The organism is Crossiella cryophila, from assembly GCF_014204915.1.
In the GTDB taxonomy this organism is placed as follows: Bacteria; Actinomycetota; Actinomycetes; order Mycobacteriales; family Pseudonocardiaceae; genus Crossiella; species Crossiella cryophila.
In genome coordinates this window covers 2,171,193-2,192,727 of sequence record NZ_JACHMH010000001.1, presented here as the reverse complement: position 1 = coordinate 2,192,727, position 21,535 = coordinate 2,171,193, and the positions used below count along the sequence as shown (strand labels likewise).

The 21,535-nt window shown below is 71.9% G+C and carries 18 protein-coding genes; 12 read left to right on the top strand and 6 right to left on the bottom strand.

Features of this window, described 5'->3' with window-relative positions; translation table 11 throughout:
- Nucleotide 1 precedes the first annotated feature (1 nt).
- Nucleotides 2–952 (bottom strand): acyl-CoA desaturase, encoded by a 951-nt coding sequence (locus HNR67_RS10320; RefSeq protein WP_185001825.1) that lies wholly within the window; start codon nt 950–952, stop codon nt 2–4.
- 153 nt (nt 953–1,105) lie between these two features.
- Between HNR67_RS10320 and HNR67_RS10315 the strand changes: the two genes are divergently transcribed.
- Entirely contained in the window at nt 1,106–2,161 is a 1,056-nt protein-coding gene (locus HNR67_RS10315) for a Gfo/Idh/MocA family oxidoreductase (RefSeq protein ID WP_185001824.1), read from the top strand.
- A gap of 1 nt (nt 2,162) precedes the next feature.
- Here the strand turns inward: HNR67_RS10315 and pdxR are convergent, their stop codons facing one another.
- The gene (gene pdxR, locus HNR67_RS10310) at nt 2,163–3,518 is read right to left on the bottom strand and encodes a MocR-like pyridoxine biosynthesis transcription factor PdxR (protein ID WP_185001823.1); all 1,356 of its coding nucleotides are present in this window, start codon (nt 3,516–3,518) and stop codon (nt 2,163–2,165) included.
- Nucleotides 3,519–3,583: 65 nt separating this feature from the next.
- Between pdxR and HNR67_RS10305 the strand changes: the two genes are divergently transcribed.
- The 4 genes from HNR67_RS10305 (at nt 3,584) to HNR67_RS10290 (ending at nt 5,782) form a co-directional block, all read left to right on the top strand.
- Entirely contained in the window at nt 3,584–4,045 is a 462-nt protein-coding gene (locus HNR67_RS10305) for a carboxymuconolactone decarboxylase family protein (protein WP_185001822.1), read from the top strand.
- Nucleotides 4,038–4,796 (top strand): isocitrate lyase/PEP mutase family protein, encoded by a 759-nt coding sequence (locus HNR67_RS10300; RefSeq protein WP_185001821.1) that lies wholly within the window; start codon nt 4,038–4,040, stop codon nt 4,794–4,796. Before HNR67_RS10305 ends, HNR67_RS10300 begins: the two co-directional genes overlap by 8 nt.
- A gap of 72 nt (nt 4,797–4,868) precedes the next feature.
- Nucleotides 4,869–5,258: an SSI family serine proteinase inhibitor gene (locus HNR67_RS10295; protein WP_185001820.1), complete on the top strand. Its 390-nt coding sequence runs from the start codon at nt 4,869–4,871 to the stop codon at nt 5,256–5,258.
- 89 nt (nt 5,259–5,347) lie between these two features.
- A complete protein-coding gene (locus HNR67_RS10290) occupies nt 5,348–5,782 on the top strand; it encodes an SSI family serine proteinase inhibitor (protein WP_185001819.1) in 435 nt (144 codons plus the stop codon).
- Nucleotides 5,783–6,024: 242 nt separating this feature from the next.
- Here HNR67_RS10290 and HNR67_RS10285 read toward each other — a convergent pair whose 3' ends face one another.
- On the bottom strand, nt 6,025–8,391 hold the full coding sequence (locus HNR67_RS10285; RefSeq protein WP_185001818.1) for a glycosyl hydrolase family 95 catalytic domain-containing protein: 2,367 nt from the start codon (nt 8,389–8,391) through the stop codon (nt 6,025–6,027).
- A gap of 234 nt (nt 8,392–8,625) precedes the next feature.
- Here HNR67_RS10285 and HNR67_RS10280 point away from each other — a divergent pair, with 234 nt between their 5' ends.
- The 3 genes from HNR67_RS10280 to HNR67_RS10270 all read left to right on the top strand — a co-directional run bounded on the left by HNR67_RS10280 (nt 8,626) and on the right by HNR67_RS10270 (nt 10,493).
- Nucleotides 8,626–9,495 carry a trypsin-like serine peptidase gene (locus tag HNR67_RS10280; protein ID WP_185001817.1) on the top strand — a complete coding sequence of 290 codons (870 nt, stop codon included), beginning with the start codon at nt 8,626–8,628 and terminating at the stop codon, nt 9,493–9,495.
- 324 nt (nt 9,496–9,819) lie between these two features.
- Nucleotides 9,820–10,179, top strand: a complete 360-nt coding sequence (locus tag HNR67_RS10275) for a YidH family protein (protein ID WP_185001816.1) — start codon at nt 9,820–9,822, stop codon at nt 10,177–10,179.
- Nucleotides 10,176–10,493, top strand: coding sequence for a DUF202 domain-containing protein (locus HNR67_RS10270; RefSeq protein WP_185001815.1), 318 nt, complete (start codon nt 10,176–10,178; stop codon nt 10,491–10,493). The genes HNR67_RS10275 and HNR67_RS10270 overlap by 4 nt, the downstream gene beginning before the upstream one ends.
- Here HNR67_RS10270 and HNR67_RS10265 read toward each other — a convergent pair.
- The 3 genes from HNR67_RS10265 to HNR67_RS10255 form a co-directional block, all read right to left on the bottom strand.
- Nucleotides 10,477–11,574 carry a glycosyltransferase gene (locus HNR67_RS10265; protein WP_185001814.1) on the bottom strand — a complete coding sequence of 366 codons (1,098 nt, stop codon included), beginning with the start codon at nt 11,572–11,574 and terminating at the stop codon, nt 10,477–10,479. The genes HNR67_RS10270 and HNR67_RS10265 overlap by 17 nt on opposite strands.
- Before the next feature lie 13 nt (nt 11,575–11,587).
- Nucleotides 11,588–12,679 carry a nucleotide disphospho-sugar-binding domain-containing protein gene (locus HNR67_RS10260; RefSeq protein WP_185001813.1) on the bottom strand — a complete coding sequence of 364 codons (1,092 nt, stop codon included), beginning with the start codon at nt 12,677–12,679 and terminating at the stop codon, nt 11,588–11,590.
- Between the two features lie 76 nt (nt 12,680–12,755).
- Nucleotides 12,756–13,898 (bottom strand): nucleotide disphospho-sugar-binding domain-containing protein, encoded by a 1,143-nt coding sequence (locus HNR67_RS10255; RefSeq protein ID WP_185001812.1) that lies wholly within the window; start codon nt 13,896–13,898, stop codon nt 12,756–12,758.
- 682 nt (nt 13,899–14,580) lie between these two features.
- Here HNR67_RS10255 and HNR67_RS10250 point away from each other — a divergent pair.
- From HNR67_RS10250 to HNR67_RS10235, 4 genes are all read left to right on the top strand, one after another.
- On the top strand, nt 14,581–15,516 hold the full coding sequence (locus HNR67_RS10250; protein WP_185001811.1) for a hypothetical protein: 936 nt from the start codon (nt 14,581–14,583) through the stop codon (nt 15,514–15,516).
- Between the two features lie 98 nt (nt 15,517–15,614).
- The gene (locus HNR67_RS10245; protein ID WP_185001810.1) at nt 15,615–16,730 is read left to right on the top strand and encodes an ABC transporter ATP-binding protein; all 1,116 of its coding nucleotides are present in this window, start codon (nt 15,615–15,617) and stop codon (nt 16,728–16,730) included.
- Complete coding sequence (locus HNR67_RS10240) at nt 16,730–17,560, top strand: ABC transporter permease (protein WP_185001809.1); 831 nt, start codon at nt 16,730–16,732, stop codon at nt 17,558–17,560. The genes HNR67_RS10245 and HNR67_RS10240 overlap by 1 nt, the downstream gene beginning before the upstream one ends.
- A 38-nt stretch (nt 17,561–17,598) precedes the next feature.
- Nucleotides 17,599–21,348 carry an ABC transporter ATP-binding protein gene (locus tag HNR67_RS10235; protein WP_185001808.1) on the top strand — a complete coding sequence of 1,250 codons (3,750 nt, stop codon included), beginning with the start codon at nt 17,599–17,601 and terminating at the stop codon, nt 21,346–21,348.
- The last annotated feature ends 187 nt before the right edge of the window (nt 21,349–21,535 follow it).

The following is a 21,535-nucleotide window of genomic DNA, read 5'->3' as shown; positions in this document are numbered from 1 at the left end:
CTCAGTCGTCCTGGCCCTTGGTGATCCGGGCCAGCCGACGCGGGGTGGGCCACCGGACCTGGGTGGCCCAGCCCAGCTTCTCGAAGATCCAGATCACTCGCGCCGAAATGTCCACCTGACCGCGCAGCACGCCGTGGCGGGCGCAGGTCGGGTCGGCGTGGTGCAGGTTGTGCCAGGACTCGCCGAAGCTGAGGATGGCCAGCGGCCAGAAGTTCGCGGCCTTGTCCTTGGACTTGAACGGGCGGTCGCCGATCATGTGGCAGATCGAGTTCACCGACCAGGTGATGTGGTGCAGGAAGCTGACCCGGACGAAACCGGCCCAGAACAACGCGGTCAGCGCGCCCCACCAGGACCAGGTGATCAGGCCGCCGAGGATGCCGGGCAGGATGAAGCTGAGCGTGGTGATCGGCACCAGCAGCTTGTCCACCGCGCGGATGTTCTTGTCCGCCATCAGGTCCGGCGCGAACCGGTCCAGGTTGGTCTTCTCCCGCTCGAACATCCAGCCCATGTGCGCGTGCCAGAAACCCTTGGCCAGGGCCAGCGGGGAGTCACCGTAGAGCCACGGGGAGTGCGGGTCGCCCTCCTTGTCGGAGAAGGCGTGGTGGCGGCGGTGGTCGGCCACCCAGTCGGTCGGCGAGCCCTGCACGGCCAGCGTGCCGGCCACCGCGAGACCCACCCGCAGCGGGGTGTTGGCCCGGAACGAGCCGTGGGTGAACAGCCGGTGGAAGCCGACGGTGACGCCGAGTCCGCTGATCGCGTAGAAGCCAAGCGCCAGACCGATGTCCAGCCAGCTCAGCCCCCAGCCCCAGGCCAGCGGCACGGCCGCGATCAGGGCGAGGAAGGGCAGGACGACGAAAATCTTGACGCCCAGGTACGAGGCGGCAGAGCGTTCGCCGTCGAGCATCGGTTTGGGCCCACCAGGCTGCACCGGGGTTTCAAGAGTCGCTGTCACGAGGCCGACGCTAGGTGCGGTTTCTGGGCAAAGCGAGGTCTGGGGCGAAAGAGGGGAGGTAACTCCCCCATGAAAGAAATGCCACCACTACCTTCGGCCCCTCCTTTCGGGCGCGCGGGCGCGCGTAGGGGGCCGCGCTCCTAGTCTGATCGCATGACAGTGCGCGCGGCCCTGGTGGGCTATGGACTGGGCGGCTCGGCCTTCCACGCCCCCTTCCTCGACAGCACCCCCGGCCTGCGACTGGCCGCGGTGGTCACCGGCAACCCGGAGCGGCAGCAGGCCGTGCTGGACCGGTACCCGGGCACCGAGATCATCCGCAGCCTGGACGACCTGCTGGTTCGCGCCGACGAGTTCGACCTGGCGGTGATCTCCACGCCGAACCGGGAGCACTACGCCAACGCCTCGGCCGCACTGCGGCACGGGCTGCCGGTGGTGGTGGACAAGCCGTTCTCGGCCACCGCCGCCGATGCCCGCGCACTGGCCGACCTGGCCGCCGGCCGGGGCCTGCTCGCCGCGCCGTTCCACAACCGGCGCTACGACGGGGATTTCCTCACCGTGCGGCGACTTCTCGGCGAGGGAGCAATCGGAAATCCGACCCGGTTCGAATCCCGGTTCGAGCGCTGGCGGCCGGATCCCAGCACCAGCTGGAAAGCGTGGAAGGAAAGCGCGGACCCGGCCGACGCCGGTGGCATCACGCATGACCTGGGCAGTCACCTGATCGACCAGGCGGTGGCCTTGTTCGGGCGGCCGGTGCACGTCTACGCCGAGATCGGTGTCCGGCGCTCCGGCGCGGTGGCCGATGACGACGCCTTCGTCGCGCTCACCCACCACGGCGGCGTGCGCTCCCAGCTCTGGATGAGCGCGCTGGCCGCCGACCTCGGCCCGCGGTTCCGGGTGCTCGGCGACGGCGGCGCCTACGTCAAGCACGGCATGGACCCGCAAGAAGACCTGCTCAAGCAGGGCGCGGTGCCCGGCGGTCCCGGCTGGGGCGAGGAGACCGAGGACGCCTGGGGACGGCTGGGCTCGGTCGGCGGGTTCCGGCCGGTGCGCACCGAGGCAGGCGGGTACCAGCACTACTACGCGGGCATCGTCAAGGCACTCACCGAGGGCGCGCCACCGCCGGTGACCGCGCTGGACGGGGTGACCACCGCGGAGATCGTCGAGGCCGCCTACGCCTCCAGCCGCACCGGCCAGGTGATCGAGCTGTAGCTCAGCCCTCGCGCAGCAGCGCGTCCAGCGCCTCCACCGAACGGCGGGCCTGGGCGGCCGGGACCCGGCTGTAGGCCAGCACCAGCCCAGCACGCCGCGGTTCGCCGTGCCAGTACGGCTCCAGGCCCTCCAGCGCGATGCCGCGCCGGGCCCCGCGCTGGACCAGTTCCCGTTCCAGCGCAAGACCTTCGGGCAGTTCCAGCACCGCGTGCAGACCGGCGGAGATGCCGGTCAGCCCGGCGCCGACGGGCAGTTCGGCCAGGGTGGCCACCAGGTGCTCGCGGCGACGGCGGTAGGCGGTGCGGGTGCGCCGGATGTGCGCGTCGAACCGGCCGCTGGTGATCAGTTCGGCCAGGCCGAGCTGATCCAGCGCGGGCGCGGTCTGGTAGGTCAGCACGTCCACCACCGGGTCCACCAGCTGCGCGGGCAGCGCCAGCCAGCCCAGCCGCATGCCGGGGGCGAGCAGCTTGGAGGTGGTGCCGCCGTAGATCACCCGAGACGGGTCCAGCTCGTGCAGCGCGCCCACCGGCTGCCGGTCGAAGCGGTACTCCCCGTCGTAGTCGTCCTCGATCACGTACCCGTCCACCCGGCGGGCCCAGTCCACGATCTGCTTGCGCCGCGAGGGACTCAGCGTGTAGCCGAGCGGGTACTGGTGCGCCGGGGTGACCAGTGCGGCCCGGCCGGTCAGCTCGGCCACCGCCAGGCCCTCGGCGTCCACCGGGGTCGGCCGGATGCCCAGCCCGGCCTTGGTCACCACATCGCGGTGCCGGTACAGGCAGGGCTCCTCCATGTGCAGTTCGGTGATGCCCAGCCGCTGGAAGGTCTCGCACAGCACCCGCAGTGCCGGGGAGAAACCACTGCAGATCACGATCCGCTCCGGCGGGCAGCGCACCTTGCGCGCCCTGGCCAGGTAGCCCGACAGCGCGGTGCGCAGCTCGATCCGGCCGCGCTGGTCGCCGTAGCCGAAGGCCGAGGACGGGGCACTGCGCAGCACCGTGCGCAACGCGGCCAGCCAGGAGCTGCCGGGGAACAGCGAGGCGTCCGGCTCGCCGGGGCGGAAGTCCCAGCGCGGGCCCTGCTCGGCCGGGCGGTGCGCGCTCGGCTGGTCCAGCGCGGGGGCGGCGGCCACCACGGTCGGCGCGCCCTGCCTGCTGCGGAACCAGCCCTCGGCGGTGAGCTGGGCGTACGCCTCCACCACGGTGCCGCGGGCCACGCCGAGCTGGGCGGCCAGCACCCTGGTCGAGGGCAGCGGGTCACCAGGGCGCAGCCTGCCGTCCCTGATCGCCCCGCGCAGGGCCCGCTCGATGGCGGCATGCCGGGTCAGACCGGGTTCCAGGTCCAGATACAGCTCGGCCACTGGTCCAGATTACTTGGCTCGCACTGGTCCAGTTTTGTGGACCAGTTCCGCCTAGGCTGGTTCTCGTGAGCAACAACAGACCACTCTTCGCGAAGTCCTGGCCCGCCGGCTACAAGGCCATGCTGGCCTTCAACCAGACCGTGGCCGACTCCGGCCTGGACAAGATCCTGGCCGAACTGATCAAGATCCGCGCCTCGCAGCTCAACGGGTGCGCGTTCTGCCTGGACATGCACGTGCGGGACGCGGTCAAGCTGGGCGAGACCCAGCAGCGACTCGGCCTGATCGCCGCCTGGCGGGAGGCCGCCGGGGTGTTCACCGAGGCCGAGCGGGCCGCGCTGGCGCTGACCGAGGCGGTCACGAACATCAACCACGGCGGGGTGCCGCAGGAGGTCTACGCCGCGGCCCTGGCCGCCTTCGGCGAGGAGACCCTGGCCAAGGTGGTCTACGCCATCGTCACCATCAACGCCTGGAACATGCTCAACGTGACCCAGGAGCTGCCGTTCAAGGTCGAGCACGCGCATGGGTGATCTAGCCACGCAGGCCGCCGAACTGAAGTCGCGGCACGTGCCAGGGTCGCCGCTGGTACTGCCCAACGCCTGGGACGCGGCCACCGCGCGACTGGTGCACGGACTGGGTTTCCCGGTGGTCGCGACCTCCAGCTACGCCGTGGCCGCGGCCGCGGGCTACCCCGATGACAACTCGATGCCGCCCTCGGTCGCCTTCGCCGGCCTCGCCGCCATCGCCGCGGCCACCCCGGCCCCGGTGACCGCGGACCTGGAGGCCGGTTACGGCCTCTCCGCGGTGGAGTTCACCGAGGCGCTCTTCGACGCGGGCGCGGTCGGCTGCAACCTGGAGGACGGCGACCACCACGGCGGCCTCAAGCCGGTCGAGCGGCAGGCCGAATGGCTGGCCGAGCTGAAGGCGGTCGCCCGCACGCCGTTCGTGCTCAACGCGCGGATCGACTGCTTCATCCTGGATGCCGGTGCGCCGCAACGGGATCTGGCCGAGGCGATCGAACGCGGCCGGGCCTACCTGGCCGCGGGCGCGGACTGCGTGTACCCGATCGGCCTGCGGGATCCGGTGCAGATCAAGGAGTTCACCGCCGCGGTCGGCGGTCCGGTGAACGTGCACTACTACTTCGACGGCCCGTCCGTGCCGGAGCTGGCCGCGCTCGGCGTGGCCCGGATCTCGCTGGGCGCCGGGCTGTTCGCGGTGGCACAGCGCGCGATCAAGGACGCGGTGGCGACCCTGGGTGACCACTCGTCCACTGTGGACTGAAGTCCAGGCACGATCCGGTGGTCCCGCTGACGGAGCGGCGTTTCGCCAGCCCCGGCGCGGGACCATCGAAGCATGCCCCTCCCCACCTTCCTGCCCCTGCTGGCCGCGGCCGGCCTGCTGGCTCCCGGCCTGCTCACCCCGCCGCCGGAGAGCGTGCTCGAACTGACCGTGGAGAACGTCGGCCAGGCCAACCTGCCGGACGCGGTCACGCTGACCTGCGGCCCCGACGAGGGCACGCATCCCACGCCCGGACTCGCCTGCACCGAACTGACCAGGGTGGGCGGCGACGTGCAGCAGGTCGGCGACCACGAGACCGCCTGCACCGACCACATCGAGAACCCGAAGCGGGCCACCGCGCGCGGGCACTGGCAGGGCCGGGCGGTCGACGTGGAGCTGTACTTCGGCAATCCCTGTGAGTTCGCGACCCGTGCGGGACACGTGTTCCGCATCAACGGAGAGTGAACATCCACGACCGGGTGTCACGCGATCCGGCGGACCCGGCAGCGCAGACCTCGGCCCCCGCGCGTGGCTCCGGTAGACCGGGTCGCACTATGCGTACCTCACACCTACTCGCCAGCACGGCGCTGACCGCGGCCGCGCTGTTCGCGATGACCCCCGCCGCCACCGCGGCGTCCACGTCCGGACTCGATGTTTCGGCGATGACGCTGTCGGTGTCCTACGGCGAAACCGATTCACTGATCCCGGACGAGACCGCGATCCTGGCCTGCAACCCGGCGCTCGGCACGCACCCGAGCCCGACCAGGGCCTGCCGTTCACTGGCTCGCGCGGGCGGCGACATCGCCCAGCTCGCACCGAAGGACGGCTACGCCTGCACGCTCGACTACCAGCCGCGCACGGTGTCGGTGAAGGGCACCTACCGCGGCAAGGAGCTGGACTGGCAGGGCCGGTTCCCCAACACCTGCACCATGCTCGCCGAGACCGGCGACCTGTTCACCTTCGCCGGCGGCGCCAACCTGCCGCAGTAACACCCCGAACTAGTTAGCCCACAGAGCTAACTGCGCGCGCGGGCGGCTCACCTGTACTGCGAGCAGGTGAGCCGCTCGCACCTGTGTCCGGCCCCTGCTGCCGGACACCCATCCCCCGGCCCCTGCTGCCGGAGGAAGTTGGACGGGGCGCCCCGATCGCCCCGCATCTCTAACTAATCATCCAGGGCTGAAGCAATCGTGTGAGCGATCTGAGAAAAAGCTGTGAACCCGGCATCGGTTCGTTATGCGGGTAAACCCCAGGGGGCGGCCGGTGTGTTCGGGGTCACCGGTCCGATGCGCAGGTCAGGGCGGACTCCCTTGCGGTGCACCAGGACCTCTTCACCCGCGCGCAGGAACAGCTCGATCCTCCCCTCGCCCAGGTCCTTCCACCGCCGGGGCAGGCCCCACCGGTCCCGCACGCTGAGCTGGCCCTCGATGCCCGGTCGCAGCACGCACGGGGCGCCGGCCTCACTGCGTAGCCGGACCCACTGGGTGGCGCCGCCGGATCGCTTGGCGGACAACAGGAACGCGCCCTCGGTGCGGAACTCGTGCAGCACCGCCTCGCGCCAGCTCGCCGGCACCGCCGGGAACACCCGGATCACCCCGCCCCAGCTCTGGCACAGCATGTCGTGCAAGGACTGGGCCGCGGACAGCGGGGTTTCGATCACCGGCCCGGATTCCTGGTACATGGTGTTGGGTTTGACGAAGCGGCGCAGCAGCTCACCGAGGTAGAACTCGGCCTTGTCACCGCGGCCCATCTGCGCGGAGATCGAGGCCGCGCCGGTGAAGCTGTAGCCCTGCAGCGCGCCCTCGAAGCTGATCCAGTGCTCCAGGGAGGTCTCGATGAGCTTGCGGTGCTCCGGCTGTTCCCAGGTGATCTCATACAGCGGGTAGACCTGCAGCAGGTGCGAGTAGTGCCGGTGCGATTTCGCGAACGGCGCGCCCGCGCCGATCATGTAGCCGTTGGCGTCCACCGGGTAGCCGGTGAGCTTGTCCAGCACCTCGCGCCAGCGCCCGGTCATCGGATCGGCGACCCGCAGGATCTTCGCCGCGTCCAGGAGGGTCTTGCAGCCCCAGCGCAGCAGGGCCAGGTCGTAGGTGCAGTCCGGCGCGTTGACCCCGTACTCGGGGGAGAAGGTGAAGGGCAGGTGCAGCCTGCCGTCCGGGCCGGTGCCGAGGAAGTGCAGGTAGTAGCGGATCGCGCCGCGCAGCAACGGGAACAGCACCTCGCGCAGCAGGTGCTCGTCCATGGTGTGCCGGTAGGACAGCCACACGTTGTGCAGCGCCCAGACCAGGTTGCCGACCTCGGGGGTCGGTTCGGCCTTGCCGGGGATGCCGATGCCGTAGCCGGCGGTGCCGGTGCCGGATCCGTTGCGCAGGAACATGTCCGTGGTGCGTGGCACGCCGTAGCTGCCGTCCCGGTAGGCCGCGTCCACCTGGTCACGCAGGGCGTCGCGGTGCCGGTCCAGGCTGCGGGTGACCGCGTCCAGCTCCAGGTGGTTGGAGCCGTGGATGAGCCAGTACTCCAGCTGCACGTTGAGGTTCCACCAGGTGGCCGGCCACGGGGTGGGTTCGAGCCATGGCCCGGTGGTGGCCATCACCGGGGCGTCCGCGCGGGCCGCGGAGGCGATCTTGTAGAGCTGGATCCAGTAGAAGCTCTGCAGCCTGCCGTCCGGCACGGACAGGAAGCTCTTCCGGTAGTAGTCGTTCCACCAGCGCCGATGACCGCGGGCGAAGGTGTCGAGGGACTGGGCGGCCGCGGCCCGGACCGTGTGCAGTGCCTTGGCCCTGGGCAGGGCGCCGGGGTGCGCCCAGGCCACGGTGGCGTACAGGGTCCGGCGGTCGCCGCGGGTGGTCTCGCGCCAGGCGGTGACGTGTCCGCCGCCTGCCAGCAGGGGCTGGGCCGCGAGGTGGGTGTCGCCGTGCTGTTCGAGTTCCGGGGCCGGGTTGGGCCGGAAGCCGGGGGGTGGCGGCTTGTTGAAGCGCGGGTCGGTGCGCGGACTGATCGCGGTGGCCGGGTGGAACTTCCAGGTCAGGCCGTGTTCACCGGCGCTGGGGGTCAGTTCGACCGCGAGCACTGATCGTCCACTGTGGACAATGGCACGCAGGCCGATGGTGCCCGCGGCGGTGGTGATGGTGCCGCGGAGTTCGGCGTTGTGCAGGTCCAGCCGCCAGTCCACGCCGGTGATCGCGCCGACGGGGGTGAGCGCGAGGTGGCCGATCGGGATCCGGGCCAGGCCGAACAGCGCGCCGAACTCGGGGCGGTGGTCCTGGACCTCGGAGTGCTGCACGTTGAACCGGATGCTGTTGCCGCCGGCGGGCGCGTAGATGCCGGAGCCGAGGAACCCGTTGCCGAGGAAGGGACCTTCGGCCCAGGTGGCCGGCAACCGGCGCCAGATCAGGTCGCTGGTGGCGAGGAAGTCGGTCCAGCCGCGGTCACCGGGGCCATCGACCCAGCCGCCCCCTGCCGAGCCGCTGCCCACGGCTTCGACGGGGGCGGCCGGGTCTTCGGCGCCGGCCAGTGCCGCGGGTGCTGCCACCGCACCCGCCACCCCGGCCAGCGCGCCACCCAGTAGTCCGCGTCGGGTCAGTTCGCCCGCACTGTCCATCCCCAGCACCCCTCTGTGCGATGGGTAAGCGCATTCATCCGATCTATCCGGTCGAAAGTAGGAAAGAAAAGGTTACCCAGTCAAGAGTTCCCGGCAAATACACCGACCTTTGGCCAGGTTTTTGGGTCCATTCACTGAATGGCCCCCGCCGAACGGACCCTGCCTGCCGCCCGCGTGCGCCTCCTAGCGTCGGAGTCCTCATGCCCCCTGCACATGAGGTGGAAGGAACTTCCGATGAAGCTCACCCGCTTGCTCGCACTCGGCGCCTGCGCCGCCGCCCTGGCCGCGATCCCGGTCGGCGCGGCCACCGCCAGTCCGACCCAGGAGGTGTCCGCGCAGCAGACCGCTGACTACTGGACGCCAGAGCGGATCAAGGACGCGGTGAACAACCCGATGCCGCTGCCCGGACCGGACATGAGCAGCACCGGCGGCCTCTCCGCCGCCGCGCCGCAGGCCACCATCCAGCCGGTGCCCGGCCCGTACACCACGGAGAAGATGCGCAGCCAGGGCAGGCTGCTGTTCACCACCGGCGGCCGCAACTCCAGCTGCTCGGCGACCTCGGTGGTGGCGGCCAACAAGAACCTGGTGTGGACCGCGGCGCACTGCCTGCAGTACGGCGGCAACACCTCGGCGAACGTGAGCTTCCTGCCCGCGTTCCTGAACAACGCCCGCCCGTACGGCACCTGGCCGGCCACCAAGCTGCACATCCCGGCCCGGTGGACCTCCAGCCAGCAGCGTGACTTCGCCTACGACTACGCGGCCTTCTCGGTGGCCTCGCAGGCGGGCAAGTCGCTGACCGACACGGTCGGCGCGAAGAGCATCGTGTTCAACGACAAGCGCGCCCAGCAGTCCACCCTCTACGGCTACCCGGCCGAGTCCCCCTACACCGGTCAGCAGAGCTACAACTGCAGTGGCCAGGCCCGCGTGCAGACCTACGACGCGACGCTGGCCTGCAACGGCATCGGTGGCCAGAGCGGTGGCGCCTGGCTGAACGCCAGCGACCAGATCTGGGCGGTCAACAGCCGCTCCGACCGGCGCACCACCACCTGGGGCACCCTGTTCGACGCCAACGCCAAGACCTTCTACACCCAGGTCCAGGCCTGAGCTGAGCAGTAGCCGGGCGGTGTGCCCGTTGCCCTGGCACACCGCCCGGCTACTTCCCCCCTCGCGCCCCACCCGGTCAGCCACCCCGCCCCCCGGGCGGCGCGGCGGCCTTCACCATCTCGCATCCCGCTCGGGCCGAACACCTCGTTTCAGGGGCTCGGCGCGGGGCTCGTGCCTGGTATCGGCCGTGCCACGGCGCGTCCGGCAAGACGCCGGGGCACCCGCGTACCGGGCGTACGTGGGTGTCCCGGCAACGCCGCCGGTCGTGTCGTGGTGCGGTCGAGACCTGGTGCAGGCCCCGCGCCGAGCCCCTACGGTGTTGCGGTGACCTCGCGACGCTGGCCCGGGTTCGTCTACGACGCCGGTGACGAACCCGACGCGCGGTTCACCCTGGCCAACGAGCGCACCTTCCTGGCCTGGATCCGCACCTCGCTCGGCCTGATGGCGGGCGGGGTGGCGGTGGAGGCGCTCGGCTATCCGGGGCACGGCGCACTGCGCACCGTGCTGGCGGTGTCGTTGCTGCTCGCGGGCGTGCTGTGCGCGGGAACCGCGTTCTTCCGCTGGGCCGCCGCCGAACGCGCCATGCGGCTGGGTCAGCCGTTGCCGGGCCCGTTCCTGTTGCCGGTGCTCGGCGCGGTGCTGGTGCTGGCCGGACTGCTCGCGGTGCTCATGGTGCTGCTGTGATCGACCCCGGCCTGCAGCCGGAGCGGACCGTGCTGGCCTGGCGGCGCACCCTGCTGGCCTTCCTCGGCGCGGCCCTGGTGCTGCTGCGGCTGGCCGCGCACCGCAGTCCGCTGCTGGCCGCCGGGATCGTGCTGGTGGCCGGGCCGGTGGCGGCGCTGGTGAGCCTGGACCTGCGGCGGCGGTACCGCCGCGTCCGCGCCGACCTGCCCGGTTCGGCGAGTCGGTGGGACGGGCGGCTGCCGCTGTGGACCAGCCTGTTCGCCGGGCTGCTCGGCCTGGGCGCGCTGCTGTACGTGCTCAGCGCCCCGCGATGACCTCCAGGTTCGGCACCAGTTCGGCCGGACTGGGCTGGGCGGCGATCTCCGCCCTGACCTCGGCCACCGCGGTCTTCAGCCCTTCGTCGTGCAGCAGCCCGTTGATCTGCTCGGCGGTGACCTGCCCGCCCATCGCGGCGTAGCCGACCCCGCGCTGGAGGACCAGGTCGGCGTTGATGAACTGGTCCGCGCCGTAAGGCGAGAGCAGCTGCGGGATCCCGGCGACCAGCGCGGTCAGCGTGCTGCCCGAGCCGCCGTGGTGGATCGCGGCGTCGCAATAGGCCAGCAGCGAGTTCAGCGGCAGGTAGCCGATCACCCTGGCGTGCGGCGGAAGTTCCAGGCCGGACAGGTCCCACGGACCGGCGGCCAGCACCAGTTCGGCGCCGCTGCCCTGTGCCGCGTCCAGGATCCGCTGCCACGGGCTCAGGTCGGCCTCGCCCTGGTCGATGGTGCCCATGGTGACCAGGATCCGCGGCCGTTGTCTCGGCACCGCCAGCCACTCGGGCAGCACCGCGCCGCCGTTGTAGGGCACGTACCGGGTGCTGATCCCCTTCAGCCCGCCGTGCATGCTCGGCGGGGCCAGGTCCAGCGCGGTCTCCGGGATGGCCAGCGGCTCGGTGACGTGCCGGTGGATCTCCTCGATCAGCCCGTGCCCGCCGCTGAAGCCGAACCCGTGTGCCACGCAGGGCACGCCGAGCCGGGCGGCGATGATCGGGCCGGTGGTCTCGCACAGCTCGTAGACGATCAGGTCCGGCCGCCACTGCTCGGCGTGCGCCAGTGCCCCGGCCAGCATCAGCTCGCCCATGGTGGCGAACATCAGGCCTGCCTCGCCCACGGTGTCCGGCGGCTCGGCGCCCGGTTCGGGCTTGGCGTGGGCGTCGAAACGCAGGCCGAGCGCGGCCTTGAGGTCCACGCCGGGTGCGGCGTCGACCACGGTCAGGCCGGCGTTCGCGGCCGCGGTGGCGGCGGAGTCCGCGGTGACCAGCCGGACCTCGTGGCCTGCCGCGCGGAGCGCCCAGGCGGTGGAGATCAGCGGGAACAGGTGGCCGAGGCCGGGGGTGCTGGTGAGCAGAACGCGCATGTCACCAACCTACTCAAGTTTGAGCAATGGCCGCCAGTGCCGGGACGAGTTCGGCCGGACTCGGCATCGCGGCCAGCTCGGCCAGCACCTCGGTCACCGCGGTGCCGATATCCGCATCGTGCAGCAGCCGGTGGATCTGCCCGGCGCTGACGCCCTCGTGCTCGGCGGTCAGCCCCACGCCGCGGGCCGCGATCCGCTGACCGTTGTAGAACTGGTCCGCGCCCTGCGGCAGCACCAGCTGGGGCACCCCGCAGGCCAGCGCGGTGAGCGTGCTGCCGGAGCCGCCGTGGTGCACCAGCGCGTCGCTGACCGGCAGCAACGCGCTCAGCGGCAGGTACTCGAGCACCCTGGTGTGCGGCGGCAGCTCACCCAGTCCGGACAGGTCGATGGACCCGGCGGCCAGCAGCAGTTCGGCCTCGGTGTCCTTGGCCGCGGTCAGGATGCTCCGCCACGGCTCGTCGTCCAGGTGGGTCAGCACGGTGCCCATGGTGACCACGATCCGCGGCCGTTCCCTCGGCGCCGCCAGCCAGTCCGGCAGCACCGCGCCACCGTTGTAGGGCACGTATCTGGTGCGCAGGCCGCCAAGGTCGCCGCCGAGGCTGGGCGGGGCGATGTCGATGGTGGTGGCCGGGGTGGCCAGGTCGGCGACCCCGTGCCGGTCCAGCGCCGCGCCGAGGAAATCGCGGATCCGGTCGAAGAGCGGGCCGACCGAGGTGATGCCGAACCCGTGGTGCACGCACGGGATGCCGAACTTCGCGGCCAGCAGCGGGCCGGTGGCGTCGATCAGCTCGTAGACGATCAGGTCCGGCCGCCAGTGCGCGGCCTGGCGCACCGCGCCGTCGCTCATCAGGTCGGCCATCCTGGCGAACCGGCTGGCGACCCTGGTCAGCAGGTCCACCTCGCCGGGCGGCGGGGTGAGTTCGGCCTCCCAGTCCACCCCCGGCGCGGCCTCGACCACCGGCAACCCGGCCCTGGCCCCGGCCGCCGCGCCGGCCGCGGTGCTGAGCAGCAGCACCTCGTGCCCGGCCGCGCGCAGCGCCCACATGGTCGGCACCATCGGGAACAGATGGCCAAGGCCCATCGAGCTGACCACAAGAACTCGCATGTCCGACTCCCCGGTTGAGCGGATCCGGGTGGACGGCGGCCCCACCGCACGCCGTCCACCCGGACCGGTCCGGGAGTCAGTGTCCCGCGATGGCCTCCAGCTGCGGGACCAGTTCGGCCGGACTCGGCTGCGCGGCCATCTCCGCCTTGACCTCGGCCACCGCGGTCTTGATGTCGGCGTCGTGCAGCAGCCGGTGGATCTGCTCGGCGGTGACGCCCTCGTGCTCGGCACTCAGGCCCGCACCGCGCTTGGCGATCCGCTCGGCGTTGTAGAACTGGTCAGCGCCCTGCGGCACGATCAGCTGGGTCACCCCGGCGTCCACCGCGGTCAGCGTGCTGCCGGAACCGCCGTGGTGCACCAGCGCGTCGCAGACCCCGAGCAGCGCGCCCAGCGGCAGGTAGCCGATGGTGCGCACGTGCGGGGGCAGCTCGCCCAGCTCGGTCAGGTCCATCGACCCGGCGGCCAGGATCAGCTCGGCGTCGGCGTCCACCGCCACGTCCAGGATGGCCCGCCACGGGTTGAGGCCCACGTGGGTGGCCATCGCGGTGCCCATGGTGATCACGATCCGCGGGCGTTCCTTCGGCCCGGAGAGCCACTCCGGCAGCACCGCGCCGCCGTTGTAGGGCACGTACCTGGTGCTGATGCCCTTGAGTTCGCCCTCGAGGCTGGGCGGGGCCACGTCGATCGCGGCCGCCTTCTCGGCCAGGCCGTCGACGCCGAGGCGGGTGAAGGTGTCCGCGAGGAAGGGCACCATCGCGTCGAACAGCTCCTGCGCGTTGGTCAGGCCGAAGCCGTGCTGCACGCAGGGGATGCCGAGCTTGGCGGCCACGATCGGGCCTGTCGCGTCGGTGAGGTCGTAGATCACCAGGTCCGGGCGCCACAGCGCGGCCTGGCGGACGGTCTCGTCGGTGGCCAGATCGGCCATGTGCGCGAACATCACGCCCGCGGAGGCCATCGAGTCGGGCCGGGGCTCGCCGGGCTTCGGGGAGGCCATGCCCTCGGCACCGAAGTTCTCCTGGATGATCCGCTGGATCTCGGCTTCCCAGTCGATACCGGGACAGGACTCCACCGCGACGAGGCCCGCGTTGGCCGCCGCGGTGGCGGCGGGGCCGGTGGTGGCCACTCGCACCTCGTGCCCGGCGGCCCGTAACGCCCAGGCGGTGGAGATCATCGGGAACAGATGGCCGAGGCCGGCGGAGCTGGTGAACAGGACGCGCATGACTTCCTCCCGTGGACGATCACCCTCCTCACCCATCTAACTCGCACACTGAGAATCTTGTCGAGTGAGATAAATAAGGAACACGGAACGAACCGGACGGGTCCGCGTGGGATCACCCTGTCGTGGGATTGCGCGAAGAGGGACCAACAGAATGTTGATCAGACAAGAAGGGGCGACCCGCTCAACCGGCCTGGGGGTCACCGGGAGCGAGCCGCCTCCACCAGTCTACTCAGACCGGCGCGGTGCCCACGACCGGCCCTCGAATACTTTTTGCTCCCAATTCGCGGCCAGGTGCAGGCAATCGAGTGACGGGCCAGGCATGCGAGTGATTTCGCTGGTGAGCACTCCATGACAGCCCGTGCCCGGCCGATTACTCCTCCATGCCCATGCCCAGTGCGCCGAACGCGGTCAACCCGCTGCTCGCGCCGCTGCGGCTGAGGTCAGCCGAGTGCTCCCGGGGCCGGGCCACCGCCCATGGGTGAACCACGCTGGTGGGTGGAATGCGATGACCCCTTCGGACGGGCTCGGTCGGTGACCCTGCTCGCCGAACCAGACTCAGTGTTACTCATCACACCGCCGGGAGAGACGGCCGTCCTGTCCGCCACGCAGACCCGGGCTCTGCACGCGGCACTGGACGACGCCCTGGCGGAGTCCTCCCCAGCGAGACGAGGAGACGACCAGGATGGACGACGTGCTGCGCCAGGCGGTGCTGGACCGGCTCGCCCTGCTTGACCAACTGGCCGAGGAGGGCGACGCCAACTCGCTGCTGCCGCTGGCGCGCACCGAGCTTCAGCGCCTGGCCGAGGGCTGGCGGTTGCTGCTGACCGTGCACCAGCCGGATGAGGACGGCCGCTGCAAGGCCTGCCCAGGCGGGTTCCTCGGCCGCGGCAGGCGCTGGCCCTGCCAGATGTGGCTGACCGCGCACCGGCATCTGATCAACGACGGCTCCGGGCACCGGGAACGCCGGATGGCCAAGCGGAACCCGTTCAGCCGCAAGGCCCCCCGCGCCGCGCCACCGGTGCCGCCCTCGCTGCCCGGCCCGCCGCAGGGCAGCACCATCCCGCCGGACGTGCTGGCCGCGCTGGTCACCCAGGCGGGTGGTCCGCCGCAGCAGCGGCAGCAGGGCACCCTGCCGCCGGGGGCGATCCCGCCGTTCACCGGCCACAACGGCACCATCACGCCGGAGACCACACCCCCGCTGACCGGCACCCTGCCGCCGGGCGCGGTGCTGCCGGTGCGCATCCCGCAGGCGGTGACCGGCACCATGCCGCCCGGCCAGCTCGCGCCGCTGTCCCCGCTCGGGGGACAACAGCAGACCGTCGCGCCACCGGTGATCGGCGCGGTCAGCGTGGTCACCGCGAGCGCCTGCGCGGCCGCCCAGACCCCGCTGCCCAGGGCCGAGGTCCCGGTCGAGGGCGCGGCCGAGGTGACCACCGAGATCCCCCGGATCCGGCTCACCCTGCCCAGCGAACTCGACCCCGAACTGCTCGAACAGCTCAGCGCCACCCTGGACCCTGACCGGCCGACCCCGCTGGAGACCACCGACCCCGGCATCCACCGGGCGGCGGTGGTCGAACGCGAGCCCACGCTGCCCCGGATCCGGCAGCGGCCCGTGTAACGGATCACTCCGGGCGCCACGAGGTCGGCAACTGTCCTACGCGAAGCCGACCAATGCGGCAGTATTGCGGCCGTACCCCGTGGCACCTGGAGGAACGCGTGCACGACGGCAGCGGCCGGATCGTGGTGGGGAACCTGACGAAGCAGTTCGGGAACATCACCGCGGTGCAGGACCTGAGCTTCATCGTCGAACCCGGCACTGTGACCGGCTTCCTCGGCCCCAACGGGTCGGGCAAGACGACCACCCTGCGCATGGTGCTCGGCCTGGTCCGGCCCAGCGGCGGGCAATCGACCATCAACGGGGTGCCCTACGAGCGGCTGGGCACCCCTGGCCGGGTGGTCGGCTCGGTGCTGGAGGCGCAGAGCTTCCACCCCGGCCGATCCGCGCGCAACCACCTCAAGATCTACGCCGCCGCGCTGATGGTGCCGGACGAGCGGGTGGACCAGGTGCTCCAGCTGGTCGGCCTGGCCGCCGCGGCCGACCGGCGGGCGGGCAGCTTCTCCCTCGGCATGCGGCAGCGCCTGGCGCTGGCCACCGCGCTGCTGGGCGATCCGCAGGTGCTGGTGCTGGACGAGCCTGCCAACGGGCTGGACCCGGAGGGCATCGCCTGGCTGCGCACCTTCCTGCAGTCCTTCGCCCGCAGCGGCCGCACCGTGCTGGTCTCCAGCCACCTGCTGGCCGAGGTCGAGCAGACCGTGGACCACGTGGTGATCATCAGCCGCGGCCGGACCGTCTACAACGGCGGCCTGGACACGCTGCGCCAGTCCCAGCAGAGCCGGGTCATCGTGCAGCCGGCCGACCCGCACAAGCTGGTCGAGGCGTTGCAGGCGGCCGGGCACACCATGATCGAGCCGACCCAGGACGGCAGGCTGGCCATCACCGGCGTGCACACCAAGCAGGTCGCCGACGTGGCACTGGCCGCAGGCGTGGCGATCTACGCCATGCAGGAGGAGCAGGTCGACCTGGAGCGGCTGTTCTTCCAGCTCACCAGTGCGCAGTACACCGGGGCGGCGCCCGGCCAGTACCCGCCGCCGACCCCGCCGGGCGGGGGCTGGGGACCGCCGTCGGGCGGGCTGCCTGCCCCGACCTCCTACGAGCAGGCATACCAGCAGGAACAGGCGTACCCACCGGGATACCCGCAGCCGCAGCCGCCGCAACCCGGTTACCCGCCACAGCCCGGCCAGCAGGGCAACCAGTACGGAGGTAACGCCTGATGGGCGCCCTGATCAAGAGCGAGCTGCGCAAGATCTTCACCACCAACGTCTGGTGGGCACTGCTGATCCCGGCGGCACTGGTCACGCTGCTGGTCACCCTCGGCGGCAGCGCGTTCGGCATGCTGATCTCCAGCGTGGCCTCGCAGGCCCAGGACACCGAGATCAACGTGCCGCTGGCGCTGCTGGTCTTCCCGGCCGCGGTGAACTTCGGCACCATCTTCACCACGATCTTCGGCGGGCTGGCGGTGGCCGCGGAGTTCCAGCACCGCACCATCACCACCACCTACCTCACCGCGCCCTCGCGCACCTCGGTGCTGCTGGCCAAGCTGGCCGCCTACGCCGGTTTCGGCCTGCTCTACGGCGTGGTCATCGCCCTGTTCGGCTCGATCGGCGCGCTGCTCACGCTGGACATCGACAACTTCCCGAACCTGGGCTCCTGGCTGCTGCTGTGCCTGGTCGCGGTGCTGTCCAACGTGCTGTGGGCGGTGCTGGGCGTCGGCCTCGGCGCGCTGATGAGCAACCAGATCGCGATCGTGCTGGTGGTGCCGCTGGGCGCGCTGGTGGAACGGCTTCTCCGCGGCCTGCTGGGTGCCCAGGGTGTGGGCGAGGTCGGCAACTTCCTGCCAAACGCGGTGGGCAACGGGCTGGTCAGCGGGGTGGGCCAGGACCTGTTCCTGGACAACATCCCCACCAGCATGCGCACCATGGGCCGGGCGCTCACCGACGTCAGCGAACCGGCCTGGTGGGTCAGCGGCCTGGTGTTCCTCGGCTACATCGCGCTGTTCCTCGGCCTGGGCAGGCTGGTCGCGCAGCGGCGGGACATCGCCTGAGCGAAAAAGGTGTCGGCACCCCGGACTAGCGTGAAGGGGTGCCCGAACCGACCACCACCGCGCGGGAACCCGCGGGCCCCGGCTGGATCCGCAAGCTGAGCCGCGCCTGCTGGGCGCACCCGAGGATCGTGCTGGCCGCGGTGCTGGCCGCGGTGGTCGGGGTGGGCCTGCAGGCCGTCGCGCCGCTGCTGCTGGCGCGGGCGGTGGACGACGCGGTGGCCGGCAGCACCGAGTGGCTGGGCTGGATCGTGGCCGGGCTGGGCGCGCTGGCGCTGCTGTCCTTCGGCACCGGCTTCGTGCGCCGCTACCTGGGCGGACGGCTGGCCCTGGACGTGCAGCACGACCTGCGGCGCTCGGTGTTCGCCTCGGTGCAGCGGCTGGACGGCGGCACCCAGGACTCGCTGCGCACCGGGCAGGTGGTCTCCAGGGCGATCACCGACCTGCAGCTGGTCTACTCGCTGCTCTCGATGGTGCCGCTGGCCATCGGGCAGGTGGTCTTCGCGGTGATCGCGCTGGCCGCGATGCTGTGGCTGTCCCCGCTGCTCACCCTGGTCGCGCTGCTGGTGGTGCCGATGGTCTTCGTGACCGTGCTGCGCAGCCGCGGCGTGCTGTTCCCGGCCACCTGGTCGGCCCAGCAGCGGGCCGCGGACGTGGCCCAGCACGTGGAGGAGACGGTCACCGGGGTCAGGGTGGTCAAGGGCTTCGGCCAGGAGGCCAGGGAGATCGGCAGGCTGGAGGCGGCGGCCACCCGGCTCTTCGGCGAGCGGCTGCGCGCGGCCCGGCTGACCGCCCGGCCCAACGCCACGCTCGCCGCGCTGCCCGCGCTCGGCCAGGTCGGCGTGCTCGGCTTCGGCGGGGTGCTCGCGCTCAACGGGCAGGTCACCCTGGGCACCTTCCTGGCCTTCGCCACCTACGTGGCCAACCTGATCGGCCCGGCCCGGATGCTGTCCAGCCTGCTGATCACCAGCCAGCTGGCCAGGGCCAGCGTGGAGCGGGTGTACGACCTGATCGACTCCCAGCCCGAGGTCACCGACGCGCCGGACGCGGCCGAGCTGCCGGACGGACCGCTGGCGGTCTCCTTCGAGGACGTGCGGTTCGGCTACAGCCGGGGTGAGCCGGTGCTGGACGGGGTGAGCCTGCAGGTGGCGCCGGGCGAGACGCTGGCACTGGTCGGCACCGCGGGCTCCGGCAAGTCCACCGTGTCCCTGCTGCTGCCCCGGTTCTACGACGTGCACGCGGGCGCGGTGAAGCTGGGCGGGTCGGACATCAGGGGGCTGCGGATCGCGGCGTTACGCGGGGCGATCGGGGTGGTGTTCGAGGAGGCGTTCCTGTTCTCCGACAGCGTGCGCGCCAACATCGCCTACGGCAGGCCAGAGGCCACCGAGGCCGAGGTCGAGGCGGCGGCCAAGGCGGCGGAGGCGCACGAGTTCATCGAGGCGCTGCCGCACGGCTACGACACCGTGGTCGGCGAGCGCGGCCTCACTCTTTCCGGTGGACAACGGCAGCGGGTCGCGCTGGCCCGCGCGCTGCTGTCCGACCCCAGGGTGCTGATCCTGGACGACGCCACCTCCGCGGTGGACCCGGCCACCGAGGCCGCCATCCACGCCACCCTGCACGCGGTCACCGCGAGCCGGACCACCCTGCTCATCGCGCACCGCCGGTCCACCCTGGCGCTGGCCGACCGGATCGCGGTGCTCGACGGCGGCAAGGTGGTCGACGTCGGCACCAGGGCCGAGCTGACGCAGCGGTGCGCGTTGTTCCGGGCACTGCTGGCCGGTCCGGGCGAGGTGATCGAGGAGGCCCAGGCCGAACCGCCCGAGCGGCTGGTGCCCGGCCCCGACGGGATCACCCCCGCGCTGTGGCCGGACCCGCCTGCCGAGACCTGGCGGCCGGGCGCCGCGGCCCGCCAGGCCGCCGCCGGTGGCCGACCGGGCCGGGGCGGCCGCGGCGCCGCGCTGGGTGCGCTGGAACCGACCCCCGAACTGCTCGCCCAGGTGGACAAGCTGCCGCCGGTGCGGGACGAGCCGGAGCTGCCGGGCATCGACGCCCGCGCGCCCGACCCCGGCTTCCGGCTGCGCAGGCTGCTCGACCCGGTGCGCTCGCTGCTGCTGCTCGCGGTGGCCTTCGTGGCGGTGGACGCGGCCACCTCGATCGCGCTGCCCACCCTGTTCCGGCACGGCGTGGACGCCGGGGTCGGCGGGCGCTCCGGCTGGGCGCTGGCCGGGCTGGTGCTGCTCGGCGTGCTGATCCTGGGCGTGGGCTGGGTCGCGGTCAGCACCCAGACCCTGGTCACCGCGCGGGCCGGGGAGAGCGTGCTCTACCTGCTGCGGGTGCGCAGTTTCAGCCAGCTGCAACGGCTCGGGCTGGACTACTACGAGCGCGAGATGGCCGGGCGGATCATGACCCGGATGACCACCGACGTGGACGCGCTGTCCACGTTCCTGCAGACCGGACTGGCCACCGCGGTGGTCAGTGTGCTGACCGTCGGCGGCATCGCGGTCGCCCTGCTGGTCACCGATCTGGCGCTGGCCCTGGTCGCGCTGGCCGCGCTGCCCATCCTGCTGGGCGCCACGGTGATCTTCCGGCGGTACTCCTCGCAGGCCTACGCCGAGGCGCGGGAACGGGTCTCGGTGGTCAACGCCGACCTGCAGGAGAACGTCTCCGGGCTGCGCGTGTCCCAGGCATTCACCAGGGAGGAGCACTCCGCGGCCGCCTTCGCCGAGCGCAGCGACGCCTACCGGCGGTCCCGGCTGCGCGCCCAGCGCTACATCGCGACCTACTTCCCGTTCGTCACCCTGCTCTCCGACCTGGCCCAGGCCGCGGTGCTGGGGGTGGGCGCCTACCGGGTGGCCACCGGCTCGCTGACCGCGGGCGTGCTGCTGGCCTTCCTGCTCTACCTCGGCCTGTTCTTCGCCCCGATCCAGCAGCTGTCCGGGGTCTTCGACGGCTACCAGCAGGCCAAGGTCGGCCTGCGCCGGATCGGCGACCTGCTGCGCACTCCCACCTCGGTGCCCCCGGCCACCCACCCGCGCGCGGTGCCGGCCCGGCTTCGTGGCGCGGTGGAGCTGCGCGGCGTCGGATTCACCTATCCGGGCACGGATCGGCCCGCGTTGAGCGATATCTCGCTGACCGTGCGTCCCGGCGAGACCATCGCCCTGGTCGGCGCGACCGGCGCTGGCAAGTCCACCCTGGTCAAGCTGATCGCCCGGTTCTACGACGCCACGCAGGGCGCGGTGCTGGTCGACGGCGTGGACATCCGCGCCTACGACCTGCCCGGCTACCGCGGCAGGCTGGGCGTGGTGCCGCAGGAGGCACACCTGTTCACCGGCGACGTGGCGGGCAACATCGGTTACGGCAGAACGGAATCCACCCCGGCCGACCTGGAGGCAGCCGCCCGCTCGGTCGGCGCGCTACCCATGATCGCCGGCCTGCGCGCGGGCTTCCGCCAGCCGGTTGGCGAACGCGGCCAGGGCCTCTCCGCTGGCCAGCGCCAACTCGTCGCCCTGGCCAGAGCCCGCCTGGTGGACCCGGACCTGCTGCTCCTGGACGAGGCCACCGCCGCCCTCGACCCGGCCACCGAAGCCGCCGTCCTGGACGCCAGCGACCGCCTCAGCGGCGAACGCACCACCTTCGTGGTCGCCCACCGCCTGGCCACCGCCGCCCGAGCGGACCGCATCGTGGTCCTCGCCAACGGCCGCATCGAAGAGGAAGGCACCCACACCCAACTCCTCGCCATGGGCGGCGCCTACACCCGCCTCTGGACCGCCGGCTCCCTAGACGCCGCCTAACCCCCACCCCACCCGGCGTGTTGGCCGTTCTCGTACGCCGTGTTGGCCGTTCTCGTACGGGGTGTTGGCCGTTGTGGGCGGTCCGGGCGGACGCTCGGACCGCAGGGCCTGGGGGCGGCCCGCCGGAGCCCGCTCGCGACGGGACACGCCGTACCGCAACGGCCAACACGGCGTACCAAAACGGCCA